Below are 19,562 nucleotides of genomic sequence, written 5' to 3' on the forward strand. Positions count from 1 at the left end.
CGTGGCGCGAGAAGTTTCTATTACCAGCCTTGAGCTTGTGCAATTCATCAACCAGCACCGCGACAGACAGTCGGGGGAGGATGGGAGCAAGTTCGTGTTGCTGATGCACAAGAGCTTTCTGAGCAAGGTGCCAGAGGTTTTAGGAGAGAAAACATCGGCAAAATTTATTGCCGATCTTCCTGACAGCTATGGCCGCCCTCGAAAGGCCTACGCATTTCCAAAGCGCGAGGCTTGCTTGATGGCAATGTCATACAGCTATGAGCTTCAGGCCTCTGTCTATGACCACATGACCCAGCTTGAAGAGCGTCTGAAAGGCAACGTCATTGCCACGCTGCCCGACTTCTCCAGCCCTGCAGCCGCCGCGCGCGCCTGGGCCGAGCAGTTCGAAATGCAGCAGGCCGCCAATCAGGCCCTGGCCATCGCTGCACCAAAGGCTGAGTTCGTCGACAAGTACGTCGAATCCACCGGCCTCAAGGGCTTCCGTCAAACCGCCAAGCTGCTGGGTGCTAATGAGGCCCGCTTCCGCGAGTTCCTGCTTGATCGCCGGATCATGTACCGCATGGGCGGGGAGTGGCAGGCCTACCAGAACCACGTCGACGCTGGACGCTTCCAGGTGAAGACCGGCACCACTGACGGCGGGCACGCGTTCAACCAAGCCAAATTTACCCCCAAGGGCGTCAGCTGGATTGCCGGCCTGTGGGCTCAGTACCAGCTGGAGGCCCGGCAATGAAGACCTACCCGCTGGATATCGAATCCGTAGGCGAAGACACCTACATAGTCATGAGTCGCGGACATCACGATCTTGAATTGTTCATGGCCGAAGCCGTCAAGGATCGCCCGCGCTGGAGCCTGGGCGGCCCTAAGCATGTGTGGTGCAAGACAACCCCAGGCCGTGGCACCTACGACAGCCTTTACCACTTCGTTCCAGAAGGTACGCGCGGCGCTTGGCCTGCCACCTACTGTCATGAGTACGGCGAAGGCTACGAGCGCTACAACGCCGCACAGAAAACACCGGAGGCCCAATGATGGCCAGATCAAGAAACATCAAGCCGGGGTTCTTCTCAAACGAACACCTGGTAGAGCTGGACTTTGCCACGCGCCTACTGTTCATCGGCATGTGGACTGAGGCCGACCGTGAGGGCCGTCTGGAAGACCGTCCTCGTCGTCTGAAAATGGCTTTGTTCCCGGCGGACAACGTAGACATCAATCGGATGCTCGATGACCTGGATCATTTGGGGTTCATCAAGCGTTACACCGTGGGCGACGTGAAAGCCATTCAAGTCATCAACTGGTCCAAGCACCAAAACCCACACATGAAAGAGGCCAAGAGTACGATCCCGGAAATGCCCGGTCTGGAAGGCTCTGAGGGAAAGCCTGATGCGAGCACCATGCAAGCACCGGATTCGCACAGTTCTTTCCCTGCTGATTCCCTCTCTCTTGATTCCCTTAACCTGATTCCTGATTCCCTCACTCCGTCGCCAGCTCCGGTTGATCGCGGCGAGATGTTTTGCCGGTTCTGGAAGCTGTATCCCCGGAAGGTCGGCAAGGACAAGGCCGAGAAGGCATGGGCAAAGCTCAAGCTGAATCAGGACCTGTTCGACGTGATCCTAAAGGCTTTGGCCAAGCACGTGCTTACACCGGGCTGGACCAAAGATAACGGCCAGTTCATTCCGCACGCTTCGACGTGGCTGAACGGTAAGCGCTGGGAAGACGAAGTGCAGGAAGCGCCTGCTAACGTTCACCAGCTTCCTGTTCGCCGTGGTGAGCCTGATTTCGACGACACCACATGGGCACGTAACGTCGTGGTGAGTCCATGAAGCCTGCAAGCCAGCTCATGGCCTCAATGTCCAACCAGCCGCCCGAGGTTCACCGCGCACCCGTTGTCGTCTCGCTGGAGACCGCTGAGGTGGTCAATGACCTATTCCGTCGCCTACGGGGCATCTTTCCCGCATGGCGTCAGGCGTGGCCGTCCACAGAGGCTCTGGCAGCCGCCAAGGAAGAGTGGATCAAGGAATTCGCCGACGAGGGTATCCGCACCCTGGAGCAGATCGAGTTCGGTATTCAGAAGTGCCGGAAGCTCAAGAAGCCGTTCGCTCCCAGCGTTGGTGAGTTCATCGCCATGTGCGTGCCCGGCCCGGAGGACTTCGGCATGCCGACCGTCGCTGATGCATGGATGGAAGCCCTGATGGCCACCTACAGCCACGAGGGCGTGAAGATCGCCGCGGCCGCCACCGGCCTGTTCGACCTGCGCAGCGCCAAGCAAGACGACAAGGGCCTGCGCCAGCGTTTCGACCACAACTACACGATCGTGATCCGCCGCGCCCAGGCCGGGCAACCGCTGGACGGCAAGATCCTGACCGGCATCGGGCATGACAGCCAGAAGACCGAGCTGGAACTCGCCGAAGAGCAGGCCGAGCAGGCGGTACAGGCACGAATCATTCAACAAGGAATCCCGGTAGACGGCGCATCGGCGCGCGCTCTGCTGTTGGCGAGAATTGGCAGGAGGGCGGGGCAGTGAGCAACGACAAGATGCGTGAAGAGTTTGAGGCCATCTGGGGTTTCACCAATGAAGAGCAGGAGTGCTACTTCATCCCAGAGCTGAACATGTATGGCTCCGCGCGGGTTAACCGCGCTGCTGAGAGCAAATCCACGGCGTGGGCGTATTTCCAGAAAGGCTGGAAGGCCTCCCGCGAGGCGCTGGTGATTGAGCTGCCTGATGATGATTACCTGAATCGCGGAAGTGTTTTTGTGCAGGGTTACATCGAGGGTGTTCGGCTCACAAAAGAAGCCATCGAAGCCGCTGGCGTGAAGGTGAAGCCGTGATCGTCGATATCGAAAAGCTGGAAGCGCTGGCTAAAGCCGCCAAATCAGGTGGCGCAGAGTGGTCTGATCTGACTGTCGACACCGAGCGCATGTACACGGCTGAGGGCATGCTGGTTGAACTGTACGAGTTCGCCACGCCTGCCGTGCTGCTGGAGCTGTGCAACGACAACGAAGCACTGCGCGGCCTGTACCAGATGCACAAGCAGACCGAGACGCGAGAGATGCGCGAACTCAAGGCCGAAATCGCAGGCCTCAAGACCGGCTATGAAGCTTACGAGCGGGTGAATGCTGAGTTGCGGGCTGAGTGCGAGCGTCTCAAGCGTAATCGCGACATGTGGAAGGGCCAAGTAGAGCGACAAAGCGAAATGCTGAGGCTCGCCCACGAAGCTGACAAGCAGCTCAAGGCTGAGTGCGAGGCGCTGAAAGAAAAACATGAAGCTGCACGCGACCGGAAGAATTCGATAACTGCACTGCAGATCGAGAACGAGTCATTGCGCGATGCGGCTGCTGTTTCCGCCATGCGCATCAAGGAGCTGGACTTGTTGTTTGGGCGATACATCCTTGCAATGCGCGCGGCGGTAATCGAGGACGAGCACGGCAAAACCGAAACTTCTGGTATGGATTGGATATTCAATTCGCTGGTTGGTCCCGGTCAGCTTCCCCCGGAAGGCGAGACAGACGCTCAAGCCTACTTTGATCGCGAGATAGTTGCCGTCGACAACGGCATGCAGGAAGTTCTGGCGTTCCACGATCAGCGCCGCGCAGCGAAGAGCAAGGAGGCCTCCCAATGATCCTCACATGGGAGCAACTCCTAACCCTGCTCAACACCGCCAAGGTTCTGCATAACGGCCGTGAAGCGTATTCGTTCTTGGGGGTGGTTCATGACTGAAATGATCATGCGCAGCCTCGACGACACCAGCCGGCTGCTCGGAATCCTGCACGGCACTGATTTCACCAAGCCCAAAAAGATCGTGATCAAGGATCAGGACCGCAGCGGAGAGCAGAACAAAAAGCTCCACGCCTCGCTGACCGACATCGCGAATCAAGTCGAGCACGCCGGAAGAAAGTGGGACGTGCTGATCTGGAAACGTCTCCTGACCGCTGCGTGGCTTCGTGAGGCTGGAGATCAGCCCCAACTGATACCAGCGGTAGACGGACACGGCTTTGACGTCGTGTACGAGCGCACAAGCAAGCTCACCGTCGCGCAGTGCGCAAGCCTGCTGGAGTGGATCGCTGCTTTTGGTGCTGAGCATGGCGTTCGGTGGAGTCAGAAAGATTTGTGGGAGGGGCGGTACTGATGAAGAACTTCTACTGGCGTTGGGCTGTTTCAACATTCTGCGGGCTTACGTACAACAACAAATACTCCCCTGAATGGGATGCCGCGCTGAACCGCCTCATCGACAAGCACTGGGAGTCGATTGAGGTGGGCAGGCACACGGCAAGACTCGGAAGTGCGGAGGTGTGGATCAGCAATGCGTTTTACGCATACGGCACGCAATACGGCGGAGTTTACGAGTTCCGGCCATCAGTCAAAACCATGCGTCGCCTGGACAGTTTGATCTGGCATACGCAGGAAAAGATCGAGCAGGAGAAGCACCAGGAACATGCCAAGCAGATGGAGGCTTTCTGATGCTCGCTACCAAGCTACCAAGCTACCAAGAGCGAAGAAATGCCGCGTGCCTGAGTGCGGGGCCTCATTCGTCCCGCAGAAGCCGGGGCAGGCGGTATGCAGCCCAGCGTGCGCGATCATCGATGCACCCAGGAATCAGGCCAAGGCCCGCAAGGCGCTGGCCCAGGTCGAGCGCGCCGAGATTAAGGTGCGCAAGGAGAAGCTGAAGTCCCGCAGCGACCACATGAAAGACACCCAGCAGGCTTTCAACGAGTGGGTGCGCCACCGCGATGCCTCGCTGCCTTGCGTGAGCTGTGGTCGCCACCACGAAGGGAAGTATGACGCTGGCCATTACCGGACTGTCGGGAGCAACCCTGCGCTGCGGTTCGAACCTCTGAACTGCCACAAGCAGTGCGTTCCGTGTAATCAGCACAAGTCCGGCAACGTCATTGAGTACCGGATCGAGCTGGTGCGCCGGATCGGCATCGTGAATGTGGAATGGCTTGAGGGACCACATGAGCCCCAGAAGTACACCGTCGAAGAATTGAAAGCCCTGACAGCCAAGTACCGGGCACTGACCAGAGAATTGAAAAAGGGGCAAGCAGCATGAAAATCCACTCAGCACGTCAGGCGTGGCATGACTGCACTTACATCCCGGCCCCCGGCCAGTCCTCTGACGTCGTTCAGCTCGGCGTGGTAGTGCAGGGCACGGAGCGAGGCCCAACGGCCAACCACGCGATGCACAGCGCCTTGGCCGGGCACATCCAGTCGGCAATCGCCAAGCTACACCCGCAGGTCCGCGTGTTCGGGGAATACATGTACGCCGCGAACCGCGACGACGATATCAACGAGGCCGCCGAAGAAGTCGTGTTCGGCATGGTTATGTCCAAGTCCAAGCGCATGACAGCAGGCAAGCGGGAAAAGCTCGAGTATGTGGTGAAGGGCGTGATGCGCCGATATCGCTACATGCACCAGGGCGGACAGTCGGCAAATGACGATCCGCTGATTAAGCCGGAGGCGTTTCGTTCGTGGCTGATGGGTGAATTCGGGATCCGCATCGAGTCCTGTGCATGGGCGCGCGATTGGGAGCCGGTTATCCAGCTTTCTTTCGAGTGCTGCGAGGACCTGGATCGCTTGGCTTTGAGCCCGATTGGGGCGGTGATATATCAGATGCGAGAAGCCGCTTGACTTCCCGCACGGCTGAGGGCATCATTTTGCCATATTGAGTATTTTGCCTACGGCAACTCGCTCAGGAAACACCGAAAGCCCGGCCTAAAAACCGGGCTTTTTTTGTGTCCAGATTTCCCCTATACCCTCCATGCCTCTCGCCTCGGCGATGCACCACTTGAGAGGGACTCTTTCGTACCTCGCGCCTCATTGGCCGCCCTGACGGCCCTTTTTATTCCGGAGTAAAGATGGACCCAACCGACCTTGGCCCAGGCACAGCTACCTGGCTGGGCGGTACGGGCACAATCCTGCTGGGTGGCTTCCTGTGGTTGAGGAAATTCCTCTCCAGGGACGCGACCGACCGCGCCATGGACAACGCCGATATCGGCACCGTCCGACGGCTGAACGAACTGCTTGACTCGGAACGCCTGGCGCGCAAAGAGGCCGAGGCTCGGGCTGACCAGTTCGCCAAAGAACGCAACGAGCTGGCTGCCGCTGTCGGCCGCATGGAAGGGAAGATTGAAGCCCTGACCGGGCAGGTTGCCCAGCTCACTGACAAAGTGACCAGCCAAAGCGCTGAGATCGCTCGTCTGCGTGCACAGCTCGGAGGTATCAACTGATGGAAAGATGCGCACTTGATTTCATCGCCCGCCGCTGGTGGCGCCGCCTGGAAGTTTGGGTGATCGCCTCGCTACTGGTAACCGGCTCGTTCGCGCTGGGCTTCGGAGCCTCGCAATGGTCTCTTGCCAGTTGGTATAGCGCCCAGGTCGCTGAGGTGCGTCGGGGTTACGACGAGGCCACGGTGCAGCGTGACATGCGCCTGAACAAGCTGGCCAAGACTGCGACCGATGCAGCCGTAAAGGTTGAGGGTGCAGCAGGGAAGGCCACGGAAGCGGCAGAGGCAGCCAGCAAGGCCGCTGACAAGGTCAACGAGGCGGTAGAGCGGCAGACGCCGTAGCGCGCCACAAAAACAGACACTGCCATTTCGTGGCGCGAACATTCCAAGCCCTGGCTAACGTCGGGGCTTTTGCATTCTGGAGTACAGCATGAACGACAAGGCAATCGAGCAAGAGATCAAAGCTAAAGGGCTGACCGCTCCGCGCATCACTCCATGTGACCTGCAGGGCAACATTGCCGGCGAGTACTACTTCACCGCTCAGGACGCCGTCCAAGCGACTCTGCATAAGCAGGATGAGCTGACGCGCATGACCGGTGCCCATGGCGAACTCCAGTTGCTTACATTCTGCGTGCTGGTTCTCAAGAACGGCTTCACTGTGACCGGTGAATCGGCATGCGCCAGCCCGGAAAACTTCGACGAAGGGATCGGCCGCAAGATCGCCCGTCAGAACGCTGAGCAGAAGATCTGGCCGCTCATGGGTTACGAGCTGAAGCAGCGCCTGCACGACTCGAATTGAAAAAGAACTGGATGGTCACCACACCCGGCCACAAACCCTTCCCGATGATCCTTCTTGAATGCGCCCTCGATCACGACGGCGCGCTTGCCTTTGCCCGGTCGATATGGCCGAGCTGCACAGTGGAGTAGAGCATGAGCAACGTAACAAACATTCGTCATGCAGCCCCAGTGAGCGCGGAGATCAGCAAGGCGCTCATTGATATGGACGCTGCCATCGCCAAGGCCATTGATTGCGCCAAGGCTGCAGGGCTGCCTCAAGGGTTCGTTGTCTCCACATTTCACGGGCACGCCCATGCTCAAACCCACATGATGGCGTGCCAGTGACTGCGCAAGTCCATGATATAGCCGACCAGCGTCCACACCTTGTGGTAGTTGCCAGTGATGGCGCTCATGTCCTGCCGGTCGAGTTGTTCCGATCAATCATCGCAGGCGAAAAGCCGTCCAGCATCCTGACCGAACCGGTTGTTTGCAGGATCATTGAAGAGTGGCTGAAAAGGGTGACCGCATGAGCATGAAAATCGTAGAGCTCAAGCGTGAGGGGTGGCGTGACGCCGCTAAGACCCTGCGCAAGATCGCTGACGATCTTGACGCTGGTGAGCATCCCGAGTGCACCGTAGGCGCATTGACGCTGATAGGTCCGAAGGGTGAGGTAACCGTTTTCGGCCTCGGCCCGAAGTGTGACGACCTGCAGTGTCTGGGCGCGATGCGCCTAGGTGAGCAGAAACTGATTGATGTGCTGCTTGATACAGACGACTGATAACCCAACCACGCGAGGCACCAAGTCTCAAAGGATTCCTTATGGCGCTGACAGCAAAACAGCAGCGCTTTGTCGACGAGTACCTGATAGACCTGAATGCCACGCAAGCCGCTACCCGTGCGGGGTACAGCAAGAAGACAGCAAATGAGCAGGGTTCGCGCCTGTTAGCCAATGTTAGTGTTTCGGCAGCAATCCGACAGGGCATGAATGCTCGCTCTGGACGTGTGGAAATCACCCAAGACATGGTGCTCAAGGAGCTGGCAAAGATCGGCTTCAGTGACATCAGGAAGGTCGTCCGGTGGGGTGAGACGCAAGTCCGAATGGTTGATGGTGAGGATGACGGTCCGGAGGACATGGTTCCGTATCACGGGTTGGCTCTTATTGACTCCACCGAGATTGACGACAACACAGCCGGGGCCATTGCCGAAGTATCCCAGGGCCGGGATGGGCTGAAGGTAAAGCTCCATGACAAGAAGGGCGCACTGGTTGATATCGGGCGTCACCTCGGCATGTTCTCCGCTCCAGGACATCTGTCGCTCGACACAGAACTGAAGCGCTTAGAGATTGAGAAGCGGAAGGCGGAGATCAAACGATTGCAGGAGGATGGCGATCAGGGTCTTGCTCCGCAGCGCGTCGAAGTAGTTGTGGTGGACGCGAGGAAGCAAGATGCCAACCCTTAACGTGCCACAGTCAAACTTCATCAACATGCCCCACAAGTTTCGTGGGTTCGTCGCAGGTTTTGGTTCAGGAAAGACATGGGTTGGCTGTGCTGGTATCTGTAAGCACGTCTGGGAGTGGCCCCGAATCAACTCGGGCTACTTTGCGCCAACCTATCCGCAGATCCGCGACATCTTCTTTCCAACCATCGAAGAGGTTGCGTTCGACTGGGGCCTCAAGGTCAAGACGAAGGAAAGCGACAAGGAGGTCGAGTTCTACAGTGGTGGGCAGTACCGCAGCACCACGATATGCAGATCAATGGAGAAGCCACAGACCATCGTGGGCTTCAAGATCGGTCATGCGCTGGTTGATGAGCTGGACGTTCTGCCAGCGCTCAAGGCTGAACACGCCTGGCGCAAGATCATCGCCCGTATGCGCTACAACGCCCCAGGGCTGAAGAACGGCGTAGACGTCACGACGACACCTGAGGGTTTCAAGTTCGTTTACCAGCAGTTCGTGAAGCAGCTGCGCGAAAAGCCGGGTATGCAAGGCATGTATGGCCTTGTCCAGGCCAGCACGTTCGACAACGAGTTGAACCTGCCGCCCGACTACATCCCATCGCTGATGGAGTCCTACCCGCCACAGTTGATCCTCGCCTATCTCAATGGCCAGTTCGTCAACCTGAACGCGGGTTCGATCTACCACGCATATGACCGCAAACTGAACGGCTGCTTTGAAAGCGTCGAAGCTGGCGAACCGCTGTTCATCGGCATGGACTTCAACGTCGGCAAGATGGCGGCGATAACCCATGTCAAGCGCGCAGATGGCAAGCCAAGGGCTGTTGACGAGTTCATTGATGGCTTCGATACGCCTGACATGATACGGCGTATCAAGGAGCGCTACTGGCGCTACAACGGCAAGGACTACGACAAGACCTGCGAAATCAGGATATACCCGGATGCATCAGGCGGCTCCCGTAAATCGGTGAACGCCAGCGAAACGGACATAGCCATCCTGCGCCAGGCGGGCTTTAGCGTCATTGCACCCGATGCCAACCCGCCAGTTAAAGACCGCATCAACGCGATGAATGCGATGTTCTGCAATGCGCTGGGCGAGCGCCGCTACTTGGTCAACCCGCTGCGCTGCCCGACCTATGCGGATGGACTGGAGCAGCAGGTGTGGGCCCCTAACGGAGAGCCAGACAAGAAATCCGGCGTGGACCACGCGAACGATGCTGGCGGGTATTTCATCCACCACGACTACCCGATCATCAAGCCGATGACCCACATCCCCGTCACATTTACCTTCTGAGGCCAACATGCCCAACTTCATCCCACGGGCGGAATACGCGGAGGCCTTGCCCGGCTGGCTAATGGTCAAACGCTGTGTGGCTGGCGCGCGCGAGGTTCGCAAGCACGACGAATACCTGCCAATGCCTGACCCCGAGAATAAAACACCCGAGAATCAGGCGCGGTACAAGCAGTACAAGAAGCGCGCCATGTTCCTGAATATCACCGGGCGCACGCGCACTGGGCTGATGGGCGCAGTGTTCCGTAAAACAGCTGAGCTGAGCCTTCCTGCTGGTGTGGAGTACATCAAGGAGAATGCCAGCGGTGACGGTGCCAGCCTTGAACAGCTTTCCAAGGAGGCTGTCGGCGAGTGCCTGGAAGCAGGGCGGGGCGGATTCCTTGCAGACTTTCCTCCGGTAGAGGGTGTGTCGTCAGTAGCCGACATGAAGGGTCGTCGCGCCTTGGTGCATCACTATGACGCGCTTTCGATCATCGATTGGGAAGAGCAGGTCATAGACGGCGTAAAGCGTCTGGTTTACGTGTGCTTGCGGGAGCGTGTATCGGAGTTCAGTGCGGAAAACCTTGATCGTATCCAGGCCACCCAGTACCGGGTTTTGTTGCTGGCCGAGGGCCGATACGTGCAGCGGGTTTATGCTGATAACGGCAATGTATTCGCTGAAACCGAGCCGAGAGACAGGCTTGGCAACCCATTCAGTCATATTCCATTCAGTTTTTACGGATCGCAGAACAACGACGCGAGCATCGACAGGTCGCCGCTGGAAGACTTGGCTGATGTGAATATCCTGCACTACGGCAACAGCGCCACTGTGGAAGAGTCGGGGTTCATCAGCTCACAGCCGACCCTTTTCATCACCACAGACATTCAGCCTGACGAGTTCTTGAGGCTTAACCCGAATGGCATGCACATAGGCTCGACCCGTGGCTACAACCTCGGCAAGAGCGGTACCGCCACCCTAGTCCAAGCAACCGAAAGCCAACTGGCGCGCACGCTGCTGAAGGACAAGGAAGAGCAGATGCTGATGATCGGCGCTCGAATTGTCCAGAAGGCTGGTGGTGCTGAGACTGCTGAGGCGGTACGCATCCGCTACAGCTCGGACAACAGCGTACTCGGCACCATCGCAGGCAACGTGTCGGAGGCTCTAAAGCGCGCAATTTTGGACGCCCAACGCTTCATGATTGGCGAGCCAGACGAAGACGGCACAACGTTTTGGCTTAATCAGGCATTCTTCGACGAGACGATGACGGCGCAGGACATCCTTGCCCAGGTCCAGCTATGGCAACAGGGCATCATTGCCAAGTCAGACGTTCGAACCAACCTACGGCAGGGCGGCATTCTGGAAGCGGATCGCACGGATGAAGATATCGACGAAGAGCGCGAGGCGGACGCGCCGGTGCTTGGGAGTGAGCCGAATCAACCGCCAGTGACCGGTGAAGGCAATGAGCAGTGAAGGCTATCTGATCGACGCAACCACCCGGCACCAGATATACGTCCAGCGTCACGCAGGCAGCAACCTCAAGGAGGTGGCGAAGTTCATCACGCTTGCCATTGCGACCGCCAAGGATCGTGTATCAGCGGGATTAAGTGTCTATGGCACCAAGCGGTACGAGAAGCAGATAGAAGTGCTGCAAAGCGATTTGCGGGGCATCTACGCTGAGATGAAAGGGCAAGCTCAAGCCGACCTGAGCGACTTTGCGGTCCATGAGTCGGTTTTCAGCGCCGCAATGCTCGGAGCAACGGTGAGTGTCGGCGTTCAGGTCAGCACGCCGTCGGCTCAGATGGTCGTTTCTTCCGCACTGACAAGGCCGATGGCGCTGGAAGCCAGAAAGAAGGGCGTCCAGAAGATCAGCATCAGCGGTGCGCTTGATCAGTTCGGCAGCAAGAAGGCCGCCGAGATCATCAGCGAGATCCAGATCGGTGCTGCGCTGGGTGAGGCTACGCAGGCCATCGCCAAGCGCGTCAGTGGTCTGGAAATGCTCCAGCGTGATCAGGCGACAGCGCTTGTTCGCACCGTCACCAACCATGTGGCCTCCACCGCGCGCATGGAGACGCTCAAGGCGAACGACGACATCCTCAAGGGGTGGCGATGGATATCCACGCTGGACAGCCGGACGTCGCACATGTGCCAGGCCCGTGACCAACAGCTGTACGGATGGGATGACCCCAGGCCGCCCGGCCACTGGAATTGCAGGTCAAGCGCGCTGCCAGTGCTGAAAGACCAATACGCACGCGAGATACCAGGCTCGACGAGGCCCTCAAAAGGGTCTGACGGAACGGAACCGGTCTCCAGCAAGGTCACTTACCAGTCATGGCTGGAGCGCCAGCCTGCTGCGTTTCAAAAGGACGTTCTCGGCCCGAGTCGCTATGCCTTGTTTTCCAAGGGTGAACTGACCCTCGACCGATTCGTCGACGACAACGGACGCACCTTGACCCTTGATCAACTGAAAGACAAGCAGCCTGCAGCCTTCGAGCGAGCAGGGCTCAACTAATCCGCGCCACGAAATGCGACCACACGAAATCGTGGCGCACATATTCCAAGCCTCGCCCAGTGCGGGGCTTTTTTACGTCCGCAGGCAGGGCCTGCACCAAGTCTCTGGGAGACAGCAATGACCTTGAAATTCCAACTGGACAGCCTGGAAGGCGTCGACGACTCAGTAAAAGCACTGTACGTCGAGAAAGACGGCAAGTTCGTTCTCGGCATCGAGGGTCTGCCTCAGCCCGAGGATGTTTCCGGCCTTAAATCGAAAGTTCAGGAACTGCTGGATGAGAAGAAGGCCGCCGATAAGGCACGCAAGGATGCGGAAGAGCAGGCGCGACTTGATCGCGAAGAGGCTGCTCGTAAGTCCGGCAACGTGGAGGAGCTCGAAAAGTCCTGGTCCGAAAAGTACAACCGCCGTGAAGCTGAGCTGAACGGAATGTTGGAGCAGGAGCGCGGAACGCTGAGCGGGCAGATCCGGGATCTGACCGTGGGACGCACCGCGACCGATATCGCCACCACTCTGGCGATTCCGGGTAGCGCCAAGGCATTGCTGCCTCACATCGAACGCCGCCTGAGCGTCGAGCAGCGCGACGGCAAGCCCGCCGTTGTTGTGCTTGATCAGGCGGGCAAGCTCTCCGCGACCACTCTGGACGAGCTGAAAGCAGAATTCATGAACGACCCCGCGTTTGGTCCTCTGATCGCGGGTAGCAAGGCATCTGGCGGCGGGGCCGGGGGTGCAGGTAAAGGCGGCGGGGCCGCAAACGGAAAAATCGGCGGCACCAAAGAGGAGCGACAGGCCGCTATTGCGAGCCGGTTCCCTGATCTCCCATTGAAATAAGGAAAGCACACATGTCCCTGTCGCAAATGCAGGTTTTCAACGAATACATCATGCCGGCCACCATCGAGACGCTGGACCAGATGCTCGTTGCGTTCAACGCCGCAAGCCGTGGCGCAATCGTGCTGTCTCCGGATGGCTTCACTGGCGACTTTCTGCAGGAGTCTTTCTTCCAGACTCTGGCCGCAGCACAGCGTCGTGTTGATCGCTACACCGCAAACAATGCGGTAGCAGCAACCGACTTGACCGAACTGAAAAACACCTCAGTAAAGGTTGCAGGTGGCTTCGGTCCGATCCGTTACGAACCATCGCAAATGACCTGGCTGGAGCGTCCGACCGCCCAAGGCATCGAGGTCGCTTCCCGCGCCTTCGCCGAGATCCTGCTGAAGGACCAGCTGAACACCGCTATTGCTGCCTTGGTTGCTGCGATCACCTCCCAGGCTGACGCGGTCTATGACGTATCCGCATCCACTGGTATTGGATACGTCGGACTGAACAATGCTCACGCGAAGTTCGGCGACGCCAGTCAGAATTTGGTGACTCAGGTCATGCAGGGCATCAGCTATCACAAGCTGGTAGGCCAGAATCTGGCCAACCAGCAGCAGCTGTTCCAGGCAGGCAATGTCCGTGTTGTCGACATCCTCGGCAAAATTTCGGTGGTTACCGATGCCCCCGCCCTGATGCAGGCTGGCACCCCGAGCAAGGAAATCATCCTGTCTCTGGTGCAGGGCGCAGCGCTTGTGCACGACGGCCGGGACATCATCAGCAACGTCCAGACCACCAACGGCAAGGAGCGTATCGAGACCACACTGCAGACCGATTACACGTTTGGTCTGGGCCTGAAGGGTTACACCTGGGATACCACTTCTGGCGGTAAATCTCCAACTGACGCCGAACTGGCGACAGGCACCAACTGGGACAAGACCGCCACCAGCATCAAGCACACCGCTGGTGTTGCTCTGATCGGTGATGCCTCCAAGTAACCCCCATGAAGGCGGCCTCAGCGATTCGCTAGGGCCGCCGAGGACGACAGCATGAGCAAGAACAACATCTGGTACTTGGCAGGGCCCTTCCACCGTTACACGGAGGACGTGAAGTCTCTGGCCAAGGAGCGCGGTCTGCGCATCGTGGACGCCAATGCAACTGCTGGCCGCGAAGATGCGGCCAAGGATGTGCCCGACGTCACCGTGCGGCCAGAGCTGAATATTTCAGGCGTTGACAGCTCTGGCGCGGTGCACTCCGCCCACGGCGACCTGGCAGCTGTGCAGGCCCTGGTCGATTCGCTTGCTGATGGACAACTGGTTAAGCCGGAAAGCGGCGAAACCGCAAATCGTCTGTTCGGTCTGCTGACGAACATTCACAGCGGCGTGCAGGGGCTGCGCGACCAGCTGGAAAGCGAGACGGAAAAATCCCGCGCCCTGCAGCATCAAGTCGACGACCTGCTGGCACAGGCGGCACAGGCCAGACTTGCTGGAGATCAGGGTGAAGCCAAGGAAGTGGCCGACCTGAAGGCCAAGCTGGACGCCGCAAACGTCACCTACCGCGCCAACGCCTCGAAAGAGTCGCTGCAGAAGCAGGTCGACGAGTTGAGCAAGGCGTAACGCAAAAGCATCTCCGGGGCTTCGGCCCCACTCATTCAATTCGGAGGCCAGATGGCTACCTACATCACCGTGGCAGACGTTGACTCCGCACTGGGGGCCAACTGGACCACCGAAGACAAGAAAGCCCGCGCCGTGATGCAGGCCAATGCCTACATGACATCGCTGAGCCTGACAGGCGTGGATATGGAATCCATCCCTGAAGAGGTGAAGCAGGCCGGTATCGAGATGGCCAAGGTTGCGGCCGATGGCAAGCTCTACCAGCAGCAGACCGAGGGCACGCTTGAGGCGAAGACCGTCAAGGCGGGGCCGGTCACCACCAGCAAGACATTCGCATCAATCGATACCACCAAATCAACGGCGCTGCCGGATGGCCTCCAGTTCGCTCTGGCGCTGCTGGCCCCGTGGCGCTCCAGCGCATTCAGCTTCAACGTCTACAGGTGAGCCATGGGCATTCGCGATGAAATCCAGGCTGACATGGCCGAGGCCTTCGACACGGACCTGGCTGATGCGGTGAAGACGTTCAGCGGCGGGATAACGCTGCCCGGCAAGGTTGACCAGGTCACAGAGGATTCCACTCCAGGCGCTGTCATCGCCTACACAGGGCGTGGCGTCTTCGCTGACTACCGGATTGACCTGATCGATGGCGAAAGCATCAAGGCCACCGACCAGGAGTTGATTGCTCTCACAAATGAGGTGATTGGTGGCGTGCCGCAGGTGGGCCACAAGATCAACGGTTTCGACGTGCTCAACGTCCAGAAGGATCCGGCCGACTGCATCTACCAAATTCAACTGAGGGAAATCTGATGGCCGGATGGAGTACGCCCCCGACAGCCTTCATCACCCAGATTGAAGGCGATATGACCAAGCAGCTGCGGATCATTGCAATGGCGTTGCTGGGTGAAATCATCAGCCGATCCCCGGTGGACACCGGCAGGTTTCGAGGAAACACAACCGTCACGATTGGCTCGCCAGTGTTCTCGAACAGCCAAACCCTGGACCCAACCGGAGCGGCCACAATCAGCAAGGGCGCTTCGGTTCTGGCTGGCCTTAAGCCATTTTCGATTATCTACATCCAGAATAATCTGCCGTATGCGGAGAAACTGGAGAATGGCCACTCCAAGCAGGCACCGTCCGGCGTCTTCGGGCTCGCCTTCGCTGGCGTTGCAGCGGCGTATGCATCATGACCTATGAGCAGATCCGCAGAGCCATCACGGCGCGCATGGTGGCCTTCACCGGTATCGAGCAGGAACGCATCTTCTATCCCAACGCTCAGTACCCGGCGCAGAACCAAGACAGCTCAGGCGTGTTCAAGCCTCCTGCTGATGGCCTCTGGTGCCGCCTGAACATCCAGCACGCCACCGCCTTCATGGCCGGCATGGCCGATCAGCCCTACACCCGCAAGCCCGGAATCATCGTCGTGCAGTGCTTTGCCCGGCTACGCACCGGCATGCGTGGCCTGAATGAACTGGCCGACGCGCTGGAAGCCCATTTCGCCTACTGGACTGACGGTGACCTTGAGTGCATCGAGGCCAGCCAGGTCGGCGCGGGCGAGTACGAAGGCTTCTACCAAATCAACGTGAATATCCGGTTCCGCGCCGGTTGAGAGGATTTATGCAAAGTCACGACTACGTGCCAAACATATCTGGCTGGAAGCTTGACAAAGTAACCGGCGAGTTTGAAATCAACTCGGCCAAGATTTCTGTCGGCGGCCTGCCTGAGCAGCCTCAGATGATTACCGTTACCGCTGGCGAATGGGCTGCGCGCGATCTTCCCGAAAATGCTTCGGAGTATTACGCCTTCATTGGATCAGAGATAATCAAGATCCCCTCCGAGTATCGAGCCAGCGCAAAGATCAGCACGTCCGATGAGTCCTACGAGCCGGGGTTCGCGGACATCCGCTTCATGCTGACCTACGAAAGGCCAGAAACAGCTGAAGAGCTTTCGGCGCGCATGAAGAAGTCGAGAAGCGCCGGATACTCAATCAAGAAAGAGGGTGACAAATTCACCTTTTTCCATGATGGCGTGCCCCGCATGGTGCTGGGCAACCTCGACAAGGCCGAAGAAAAGATCGATACACCATTCGCTGTCGATGGTGATCAGGTCATTCTGACCCAGGCGTTCATCGACGCTGGCAAGATTCCCCCAGTCGGGTTTTTGCGGACGACCACCAACGCCGCAGGTCAGACAGTGCTTGCGGGCCTGTGCTGGTCCATCGGCTGCGCAGCATTTTCTGCCAATGCAACAGCGCCAAAGTGCACCTCTGATCATCGCGAAATGAAAGCCAGCGTCGATGCAGCCGAGACCCTCGGTCAAATTAATGATTTGATCGGCACGGCGAAGTTTGTTGATCCTCTGGAAAGCGTGACAGCCAAGATCGAGCATGAGGTCACCTCTCGCGCTATCGCCGACACTCAGCTTTCTGCCCGGATCGCATCTGTCGAGGCCCGCGTTAATAAGGGTCTCGGCGTTGCTGACCAAGTCCGTGATGTGATCCGCAAAGAGCTTCAGCCAGGCGGAATCCTGCACCGCAAGTAACAGCCAAGCAATACCGCCAACCCCGCCTTGAGCGGGTTTTTTTATGCCCGCAGAAAGGAGACTCACATGAGTTCCGGCGCAAAAGTCGTTTCGCACATCATCAAGGAGGTGACGCCCGGCGTTACCCCCACCGGCACCTGGGACACGCTGCGCCTGACCGGTAACGCGCTGACCCCGACCGTCAACACCGAAGTCAGTGACGAGATCACCGACACCCGCCTGAGCCAAGGCTCGGTGGCAACCAGCATCGATATCGGCGGCGATCTGTCGGCCGAATTCTCGTTCGGCTCGTTCGACCAGCTTCTGGAAGCCGCTTTCTACGGCGCCTGGACGAGCGACGTGCTGCGTGTAGGCGATACTCGCAACACATTCAGCATCGCCAAGGGTTACAACGACATCGGCGTCTACGGCCTGTTCAAGGGCGCTCACGTATCGACCTTTGCGCTGGAGATTCCAGAAGAGGGCAAGGTCACGGCCACGTTCAACATGGCGTGCCTTGACTACACCGACAGCGAGGTGCCGATCGTTGTCACGCCGAACGCACCGACCACCACGCCTTTCCTGTCAAATAACAACGTGGGCACGATTCTGGTGAATGGTGCTTCGCTGGAAGGCGTGGCCTGCGTCTCGGCCATGACCATCAATCTCGACAATAGCCTGCAAACCCAGCGTTGCCTGGGCTCGGATCGACTCGGCCCCGGCGCGCACATCGCCACCGAAGCGGCCATCACCGGCAGCATCACTTTGGCATGGTCCAAAAAGGCCTGGCAGATCTGGAAGAACACCTTCACCCGCCTGCCGATCTCTGTCGAGTTCCCCATCACCGACTCGCTGGGCAACAAGTACACGTTCAACTTCCCGGCAGTGGAAGTGGATGGCGAACTGCCAAGCGGCGGCAAGCGTGACCTGATTCAGGTCGAGCTGAGCTACACGGTGGCCAAGCAAAGCCCGACCATCACCCGCGTTTCCGCTGCGGCGGTGACCAGTGTTACTACAACGCCAGGCACGGCATCAGTAGCGGTTGGTGCAACTCGGCAACTGAGCGCTTCCGTATCACCTGCCTCGGCAAATCAAGCTGTGACGTGGTCGAGCGCAACTCCCAGTGTTGCGACCGTCAGCAGCGCCGGTTTGGTTACAGGCGTTTCCTCTGGTACTTCGGTTGTCACCGCCACCAGCAAAGCGGACGGCAGCAAGGCAGGCTCAACCACAATCACCGTACCAGCATAATTTGCTGAACCTTTTGACCGCTCCGGTGATAACGCCTGCCGGGGCGGTCCTTTTATGGCGTGGCGTTGAGGTTTCAACATGGCTCTCAAGCTGAAGAACAAAGAAACGGTCGACACCGCTGCGAAGTGGTTCGATTTCGACGCGGACACCAAAGTCCTGCTGGTTTCGCTGGACAACACTGAATACCAGATCGCCATGGAGCGCATGCGCCGCCGTGTCGCTCGCAATGACGCCCAGTTCCAGGAAGGCTATATCGGCGTGATCGCAGGCGAGAAGACCGAATACGTCAATCACTGCCTGGCCATTTCCTCATTTCTGCTGAAGGACTGGCAGGGAGCACTGGACGAAGAGGGCAATGAGCTGCCCTACAAGCCGGCCACCGGCGCGCAGATGCTCGAGAACGATATCGATTTCTTCTTGTTCGTCCTCGACAAATGCGGCGAGCTGGCCCTCGAGCTGAAGGCCGAGAAGGTCGAAACCCTGGAAAAGCAATCGCCCGCTTCCAATGGGAAAGCGAGTGGGCAGGCGCGGAAGCAGAGAAGCGTAAGCTGATCTTTGGCAAGTTCGGCATGACCGTGCCCGATGAGCCACCGCAAGACCCCTTGACGGCCTACCTGTTGAACACCTTTCGCAATGTTTGCCGGGGTCGGCGCTACATCTCAGGCATGGGCGGCGTGTTCCCAATGCCGCTTTCGGCACGTGAGATCACGGATTGGATCGACGCGCACCCTTCACCGATACCCAGGGATGAAATCGACTCTGTACTGTTCGAGCTGGACCGCCTGTTCATGGCGGATGACGACGCGGACGACGAAGAGGATTAACGGTCGTTTGTTGGCGGGCCGGATGATGGTAGATTGCTCTCATTCACAGGGAGTCAATGCCATGCAATTAGCAATTCTTCTGGTCCTCATTTTGATCGCTGTCATCCTTGCGCCCTGGCTTTTTGGGGTGATTGTCGCAGCGGTCGCGCTCTATGGTATTTGGGTCGCAGTGGTTGCGGTACTGATCGTGGCAGCCCTGCTTGTCAGCTCGCTTTACGCCTCGCTCAAAAAATTCAGGTCTAAATCAAGGCTTGAAACGCAGATCGCTGAAGGAAACAGAATCATTGCAGAGAAGGAAAGGGCTCGACAGGCCTGATTCTTATTGC

32 protein-coding genes are annotated in these 19,562 nt (G+C 58.3%); all 32 read left to right on the forward strand.

The features are described 5' to 3' along the window. Position 1 precedes the first annotated feature (1 nt). The 32 genes from ALO80_RS18815 (at position 2) to ALO80_RS18970 (ending at position 19,552) form a co-directional block, all read left to right on the forward strand. Positions 2-730 (forward strand): phage antirepressor KilAC domain-containing protein, encoded by a 729-nt coding sequence (locus ALO80_RS18815; protein WP_144434238.1) that lies wholly within the window; start codon positions 2-4, stop codon positions 728-730. Next, positions 727-1,026 carry a hypothetical protein gene (locus tag ALO80_RS18820; RefSeq protein ID WP_055010086.1) on the forward strand — a complete coding sequence of 100 codons (300 nt, stop codon included), beginning with the start codon at positions 727-729 and terminating at the stop codon, positions 1,024-1,026. The genes ALO80_RS18815 and ALO80_RS18820 overlap by 4 nt, the downstream gene beginning before the upstream one ends. Continuing rightward, a complete protein-coding gene (locus ALO80_RS18825) occupies positions 1,023-1,817 on the forward strand; it encodes a hypothetical protein (RefSeq protein WP_235812496.1) in 795 nt (264 codons plus the stop codon). The genes ALO80_RS18820 and ALO80_RS18825 overlap by 4 nt, the downstream gene beginning before the upstream one ends. Next, positions 1,814-2,518: a replication protein P gene (locus tag ALO80_RS18830; RefSeq protein WP_055010087.1), complete on the forward strand. Its 705-nt coding sequence runs from the start codon at positions 1,814-1,816 to the stop codon at positions 2,516-2,518. Before ALO80_RS18825 ends, ALO80_RS18830 begins: the two co-directional genes overlap by 4 nt. Continuing rightward, entirely contained in the window at positions 2,515-2,823 is a 309-nt protein-coding gene (locus tag ALO80_RS18835) for a hypothetical protein (RefSeq protein WP_055010088.1), read from the forward strand. Before ALO80_RS18830 ends, ALO80_RS18835 begins: the two co-directional genes overlap by 4 nt. After that, positions 2,820-3,614 carry a hypothetical protein gene (locus tag ALO80_RS18840; RefSeq protein WP_055010089.1) on the forward strand — a complete coding sequence of 265 codons (795 nt, stop codon included), beginning with the start codon at positions 2,820-2,822 and terminating at the stop codon, positions 3,612-3,614. The genes ALO80_RS18835 and ALO80_RS18840 overlap by 4 nt, the downstream gene beginning before the upstream one ends. 90 nt (positions 3,615-3,704) lie before the next feature. Continuing rightward, complete coding sequence (locus tag ALO80_RS18845) at positions 3,705-4,121, forward strand: recombination protein NinB (RefSeq protein ID WP_055010090.1); 417 nt, start codon at positions 3,705-3,707, stop codon at positions 4,119-4,121. Continuing rightward, on the forward strand, positions 4,121-4,453 hold the full coding sequence (locus ALO80_RS18850) for a hypothetical protein (RefSeq protein ID WP_055010091.1): 333 nt from the start codon (positions 4,121-4,123) through the stop codon (positions 4,451-4,453). Before ALO80_RS18845 ends, ALO80_RS18850 begins: the two co-directional genes overlap by 1 nt. Continuing rightward, on the forward strand, positions 4,428-5,042 hold the full coding sequence (locus ALO80_RS18855; RefSeq protein ID WP_055010092.1) for a recombination protein NinG: 615 nt from the start codon (positions 4,428-4,430) through the stop codon (positions 5,040-5,042). The genes ALO80_RS18850 and ALO80_RS18855 overlap by 26 nt, the downstream gene beginning before the upstream one ends. Further along, on the forward strand, positions 5,039-5,620 hold the full coding sequence (locus ALO80_RS18860; protein WP_055010093.1) for a hypothetical protein: 582 nt from the start codon (positions 5,039-5,041) through the stop codon (positions 5,618-5,620). The genes ALO80_RS18855 and ALO80_RS18860 overlap by 4 nt, the downstream gene beginning before the upstream one ends. Positions 5,621-5,847: 227 nt before the next feature. Continuing rightward, entirely contained in the window at positions 5,848-6,219 is a 372-nt protein-coding gene (locus tag ALO80_RS18865; protein ID WP_055010094.1) for a DUF3450 domain-containing protein, read from the forward strand. Further along, positions 6,219-6,557 (forward strand): hypothetical protein, encoded by a 339-nt coding sequence (locus ALO80_RS18870; RefSeq protein ID WP_055010095.1) that lies wholly within the window; start codon positions 6,219-6,221, stop codon positions 6,555-6,557. The genes ALO80_RS18865 and ALO80_RS18870 overlap by 1 nt, the downstream gene beginning before the upstream one ends. An 88-nt stretch (positions 6,558-6,645) precedes the next feature. After that, positions 6,646-7,014: a Gp49 family protein gene (locus ALO80_RS18875; RefSeq protein WP_055010096.1), complete on the forward strand. Its 369-nt coding sequence runs from the start codon at positions 6,646-6,648 to the stop codon at positions 7,012-7,014. Between the two features lie 131 nt (positions 7,015-7,145). Further along, on the forward strand, positions 7,146-7,337 hold the full coding sequence (locus ALO80_RS18880) for a hypothetical protein (protein ID WP_055010097.1): 192 nt from the start codon (positions 7,146-7,148) through the stop codon (positions 7,335-7,337). Next, complete coding sequence (locus ALO80_RS18885; RefSeq protein WP_055010098.1) at positions 7,334-7,522, forward strand: hypothetical protein; 189 nt, start codon at positions 7,334-7,336, stop codon at positions 7,520-7,522. Before ALO80_RS18880 ends, ALO80_RS18885 begins: the two co-directional genes overlap by 4 nt. Beyond that, on the forward strand, positions 7,519-7,770 hold the full coding sequence (locus ALO80_RS18890) for a hypothetical protein (RefSeq protein WP_055010099.1): 252 nt from the start codon (positions 7,519-7,521) through the stop codon (positions 7,768-7,770). The genes ALO80_RS18885 and ALO80_RS18890 overlap by 4 nt, the downstream gene beginning before the upstream one ends. A 41-nt stretch (positions 7,771-7,811) precedes the next feature. Continuing rightward, positions 7,812-8,450, forward strand: coding sequence for a terminase small subunit (locus tag ALO80_RS18895; protein WP_083493332.1), 639 nt, complete (start codon positions 7,812-7,814; stop codon positions 8,448-8,450). Continuing rightward, complete coding sequence (locus tag ALO80_RS18900) at positions 8,437-9,738, forward strand: terminase large subunit domain-containing protein (protein WP_055010100.1); 1,302 nt, start codon at positions 8,437-8,439, stop codon at positions 9,736-9,738. The genes ALO80_RS18895 and ALO80_RS18900 overlap by 14 nt, the downstream gene beginning before the upstream one ends. A 7-nt stretch (positions 9,739-9,745) precedes the next feature. Next, positions 9,746-11,185: a DUF4055 domain-containing protein gene (locus tag ALO80_RS18905; protein WP_055010101.1), complete on the forward strand. Its 1,440-nt coding sequence runs from the start codon at positions 9,746-9,748 to the stop codon at positions 11,183-11,185. Continuing rightward, positions 11,175-12,224 (forward strand): minor capsid protein, encoded by a 1,050-nt coding sequence (locus ALO80_RS18910; RefSeq protein WP_055010102.1) that lies wholly within the window; start codon positions 11,175-11,177, stop codon positions 12,222-12,224. The genes ALO80_RS18905 and ALO80_RS18910 overlap by 11 nt, the downstream gene beginning before the upstream one ends. A gap of 117 nt (positions 12,225-12,341) precedes the next feature. After that, complete coding sequence (locus ALO80_RS18915) at positions 12,342-13,052, forward strand: hypothetical protein (RefSeq protein WP_055010103.1); 711 nt, start codon at positions 12,342-12,344, stop codon at positions 13,050-13,052. 11 nt (positions 13,053-13,063) lie between these two features. Beyond that, entirely contained in the window at positions 13,064-14,032 is a 969-nt protein-coding gene (locus ALO80_RS18920) for a major capsid protein (protein ID WP_055010104.1), read from the forward strand. 51 nt (positions 14,033-14,083) lie between these two features. Continuing rightward, positions 14,084-14,650 carry a hypothetical protein gene (locus ALO80_RS18925; protein ID WP_055010105.1) on the forward strand — a complete coding sequence of 189 codons (567 nt, stop codon included), beginning with the start codon at positions 14,084-14,086 and terminating at the stop codon, positions 14,648-14,650. A 51-nt stretch (positions 14,651-14,701) separates the two neighbouring features. Then, positions 14,702-15,091 carry a hypothetical protein gene (locus ALO80_RS18930; protein WP_055010106.1) on the forward strand — a complete coding sequence of 130 codons (390 nt, stop codon included), beginning with the start codon at positions 14,702-14,704 and terminating at the stop codon, positions 15,089-15,091. A 3-nt stretch (positions 15,092-15,094) separates the two neighbouring features. Then, complete coding sequence (locus ALO80_RS18935; RefSeq protein WP_055010107.1) at positions 15,095-15,454, forward strand: hypothetical protein; 360 nt, start codon at positions 15,095-15,097, stop codon at positions 15,452-15,454. After that, a complete protein-coding gene (locus ALO80_RS18940) occupies positions 15,454-15,834 on the forward strand; it encodes a hypothetical protein (RefSeq protein WP_055010108.1) in 381 nt (126 codons plus the stop codon). Before ALO80_RS18935 ends, ALO80_RS18940 begins: the two co-directional genes overlap by 1 nt. Next, a complete protein-coding gene (locus ALO80_RS18945; protein WP_055010109.1) occupies positions 15,831-16,253 on the forward strand; it encodes a phage tail terminator-like protein in 423 nt (140 codons plus the stop codon). Before ALO80_RS18940 ends, ALO80_RS18945 begins: the two co-directional genes overlap by 4 nt. Before the next feature lie 8 nt (positions 16,254-16,261). After that, on the forward strand, positions 16,262-17,185 hold the full coding sequence (locus ALO80_RS18950; protein WP_055010110.1) for a hypothetical protein: 924 nt from the start codon (positions 16,262-16,264) through the stop codon (positions 17,183-17,185). 66 nt (positions 17,186-17,251) lie between these two features. Then, the gene (locus tag ALO80_RS18955) at positions 17,252-18,412 is read left to right on the forward strand and encodes a phage tail tube protein (protein WP_055010111.1); all 1,161 of its coding nucleotides are present in this window, start codon (positions 17,252-17,254) and stop codon (positions 18,410-18,412) included. A 78-nt stretch (positions 18,413-18,490) separates the two neighbouring features. Continuing rightward, positions 18,491-18,964 carry a hypothetical protein gene (locus ALO80_RS18960; RefSeq protein WP_055010112.1) on the forward strand — a complete coding sequence of 158 codons (474 nt, stop codon included), beginning with the start codon at positions 18,491-18,493 and terminating at the stop codon, positions 18,962-18,964. A gap of 17 nt (positions 18,965-18,981) precedes the next feature. Further along, positions 18,982-19,236, forward strand: coding sequence for a hypothetical protein (locus tag ALO80_RS18965; RefSeq protein ID WP_055010113.1), 255 nt, complete (start codon positions 18,982-18,984; stop codon positions 19,234-19,236). Positions 19,237-19,297: 61 nt separating this feature from the next. Next, complete coding sequence (locus ALO80_RS18970; RefSeq protein ID WP_055010114.1) at positions 19,298-19,552, forward strand: hypothetical protein; 255 nt, start codon at positions 19,298-19,300, stop codon at positions 19,550-19,552. Positions 19,553-19,562: the final 10 nt, after the last annotated feature.

It is taken from the genome of Pseudomonas caricapapayae (assembly GCF_001400735.1).
GTDB lineage: Bacteria > Pseudomonadota > Gammaproteobacteria > Pseudomonadales > Pseudomonadaceae > Aquipseudomonas > Aquipseudomonas caricapapayae.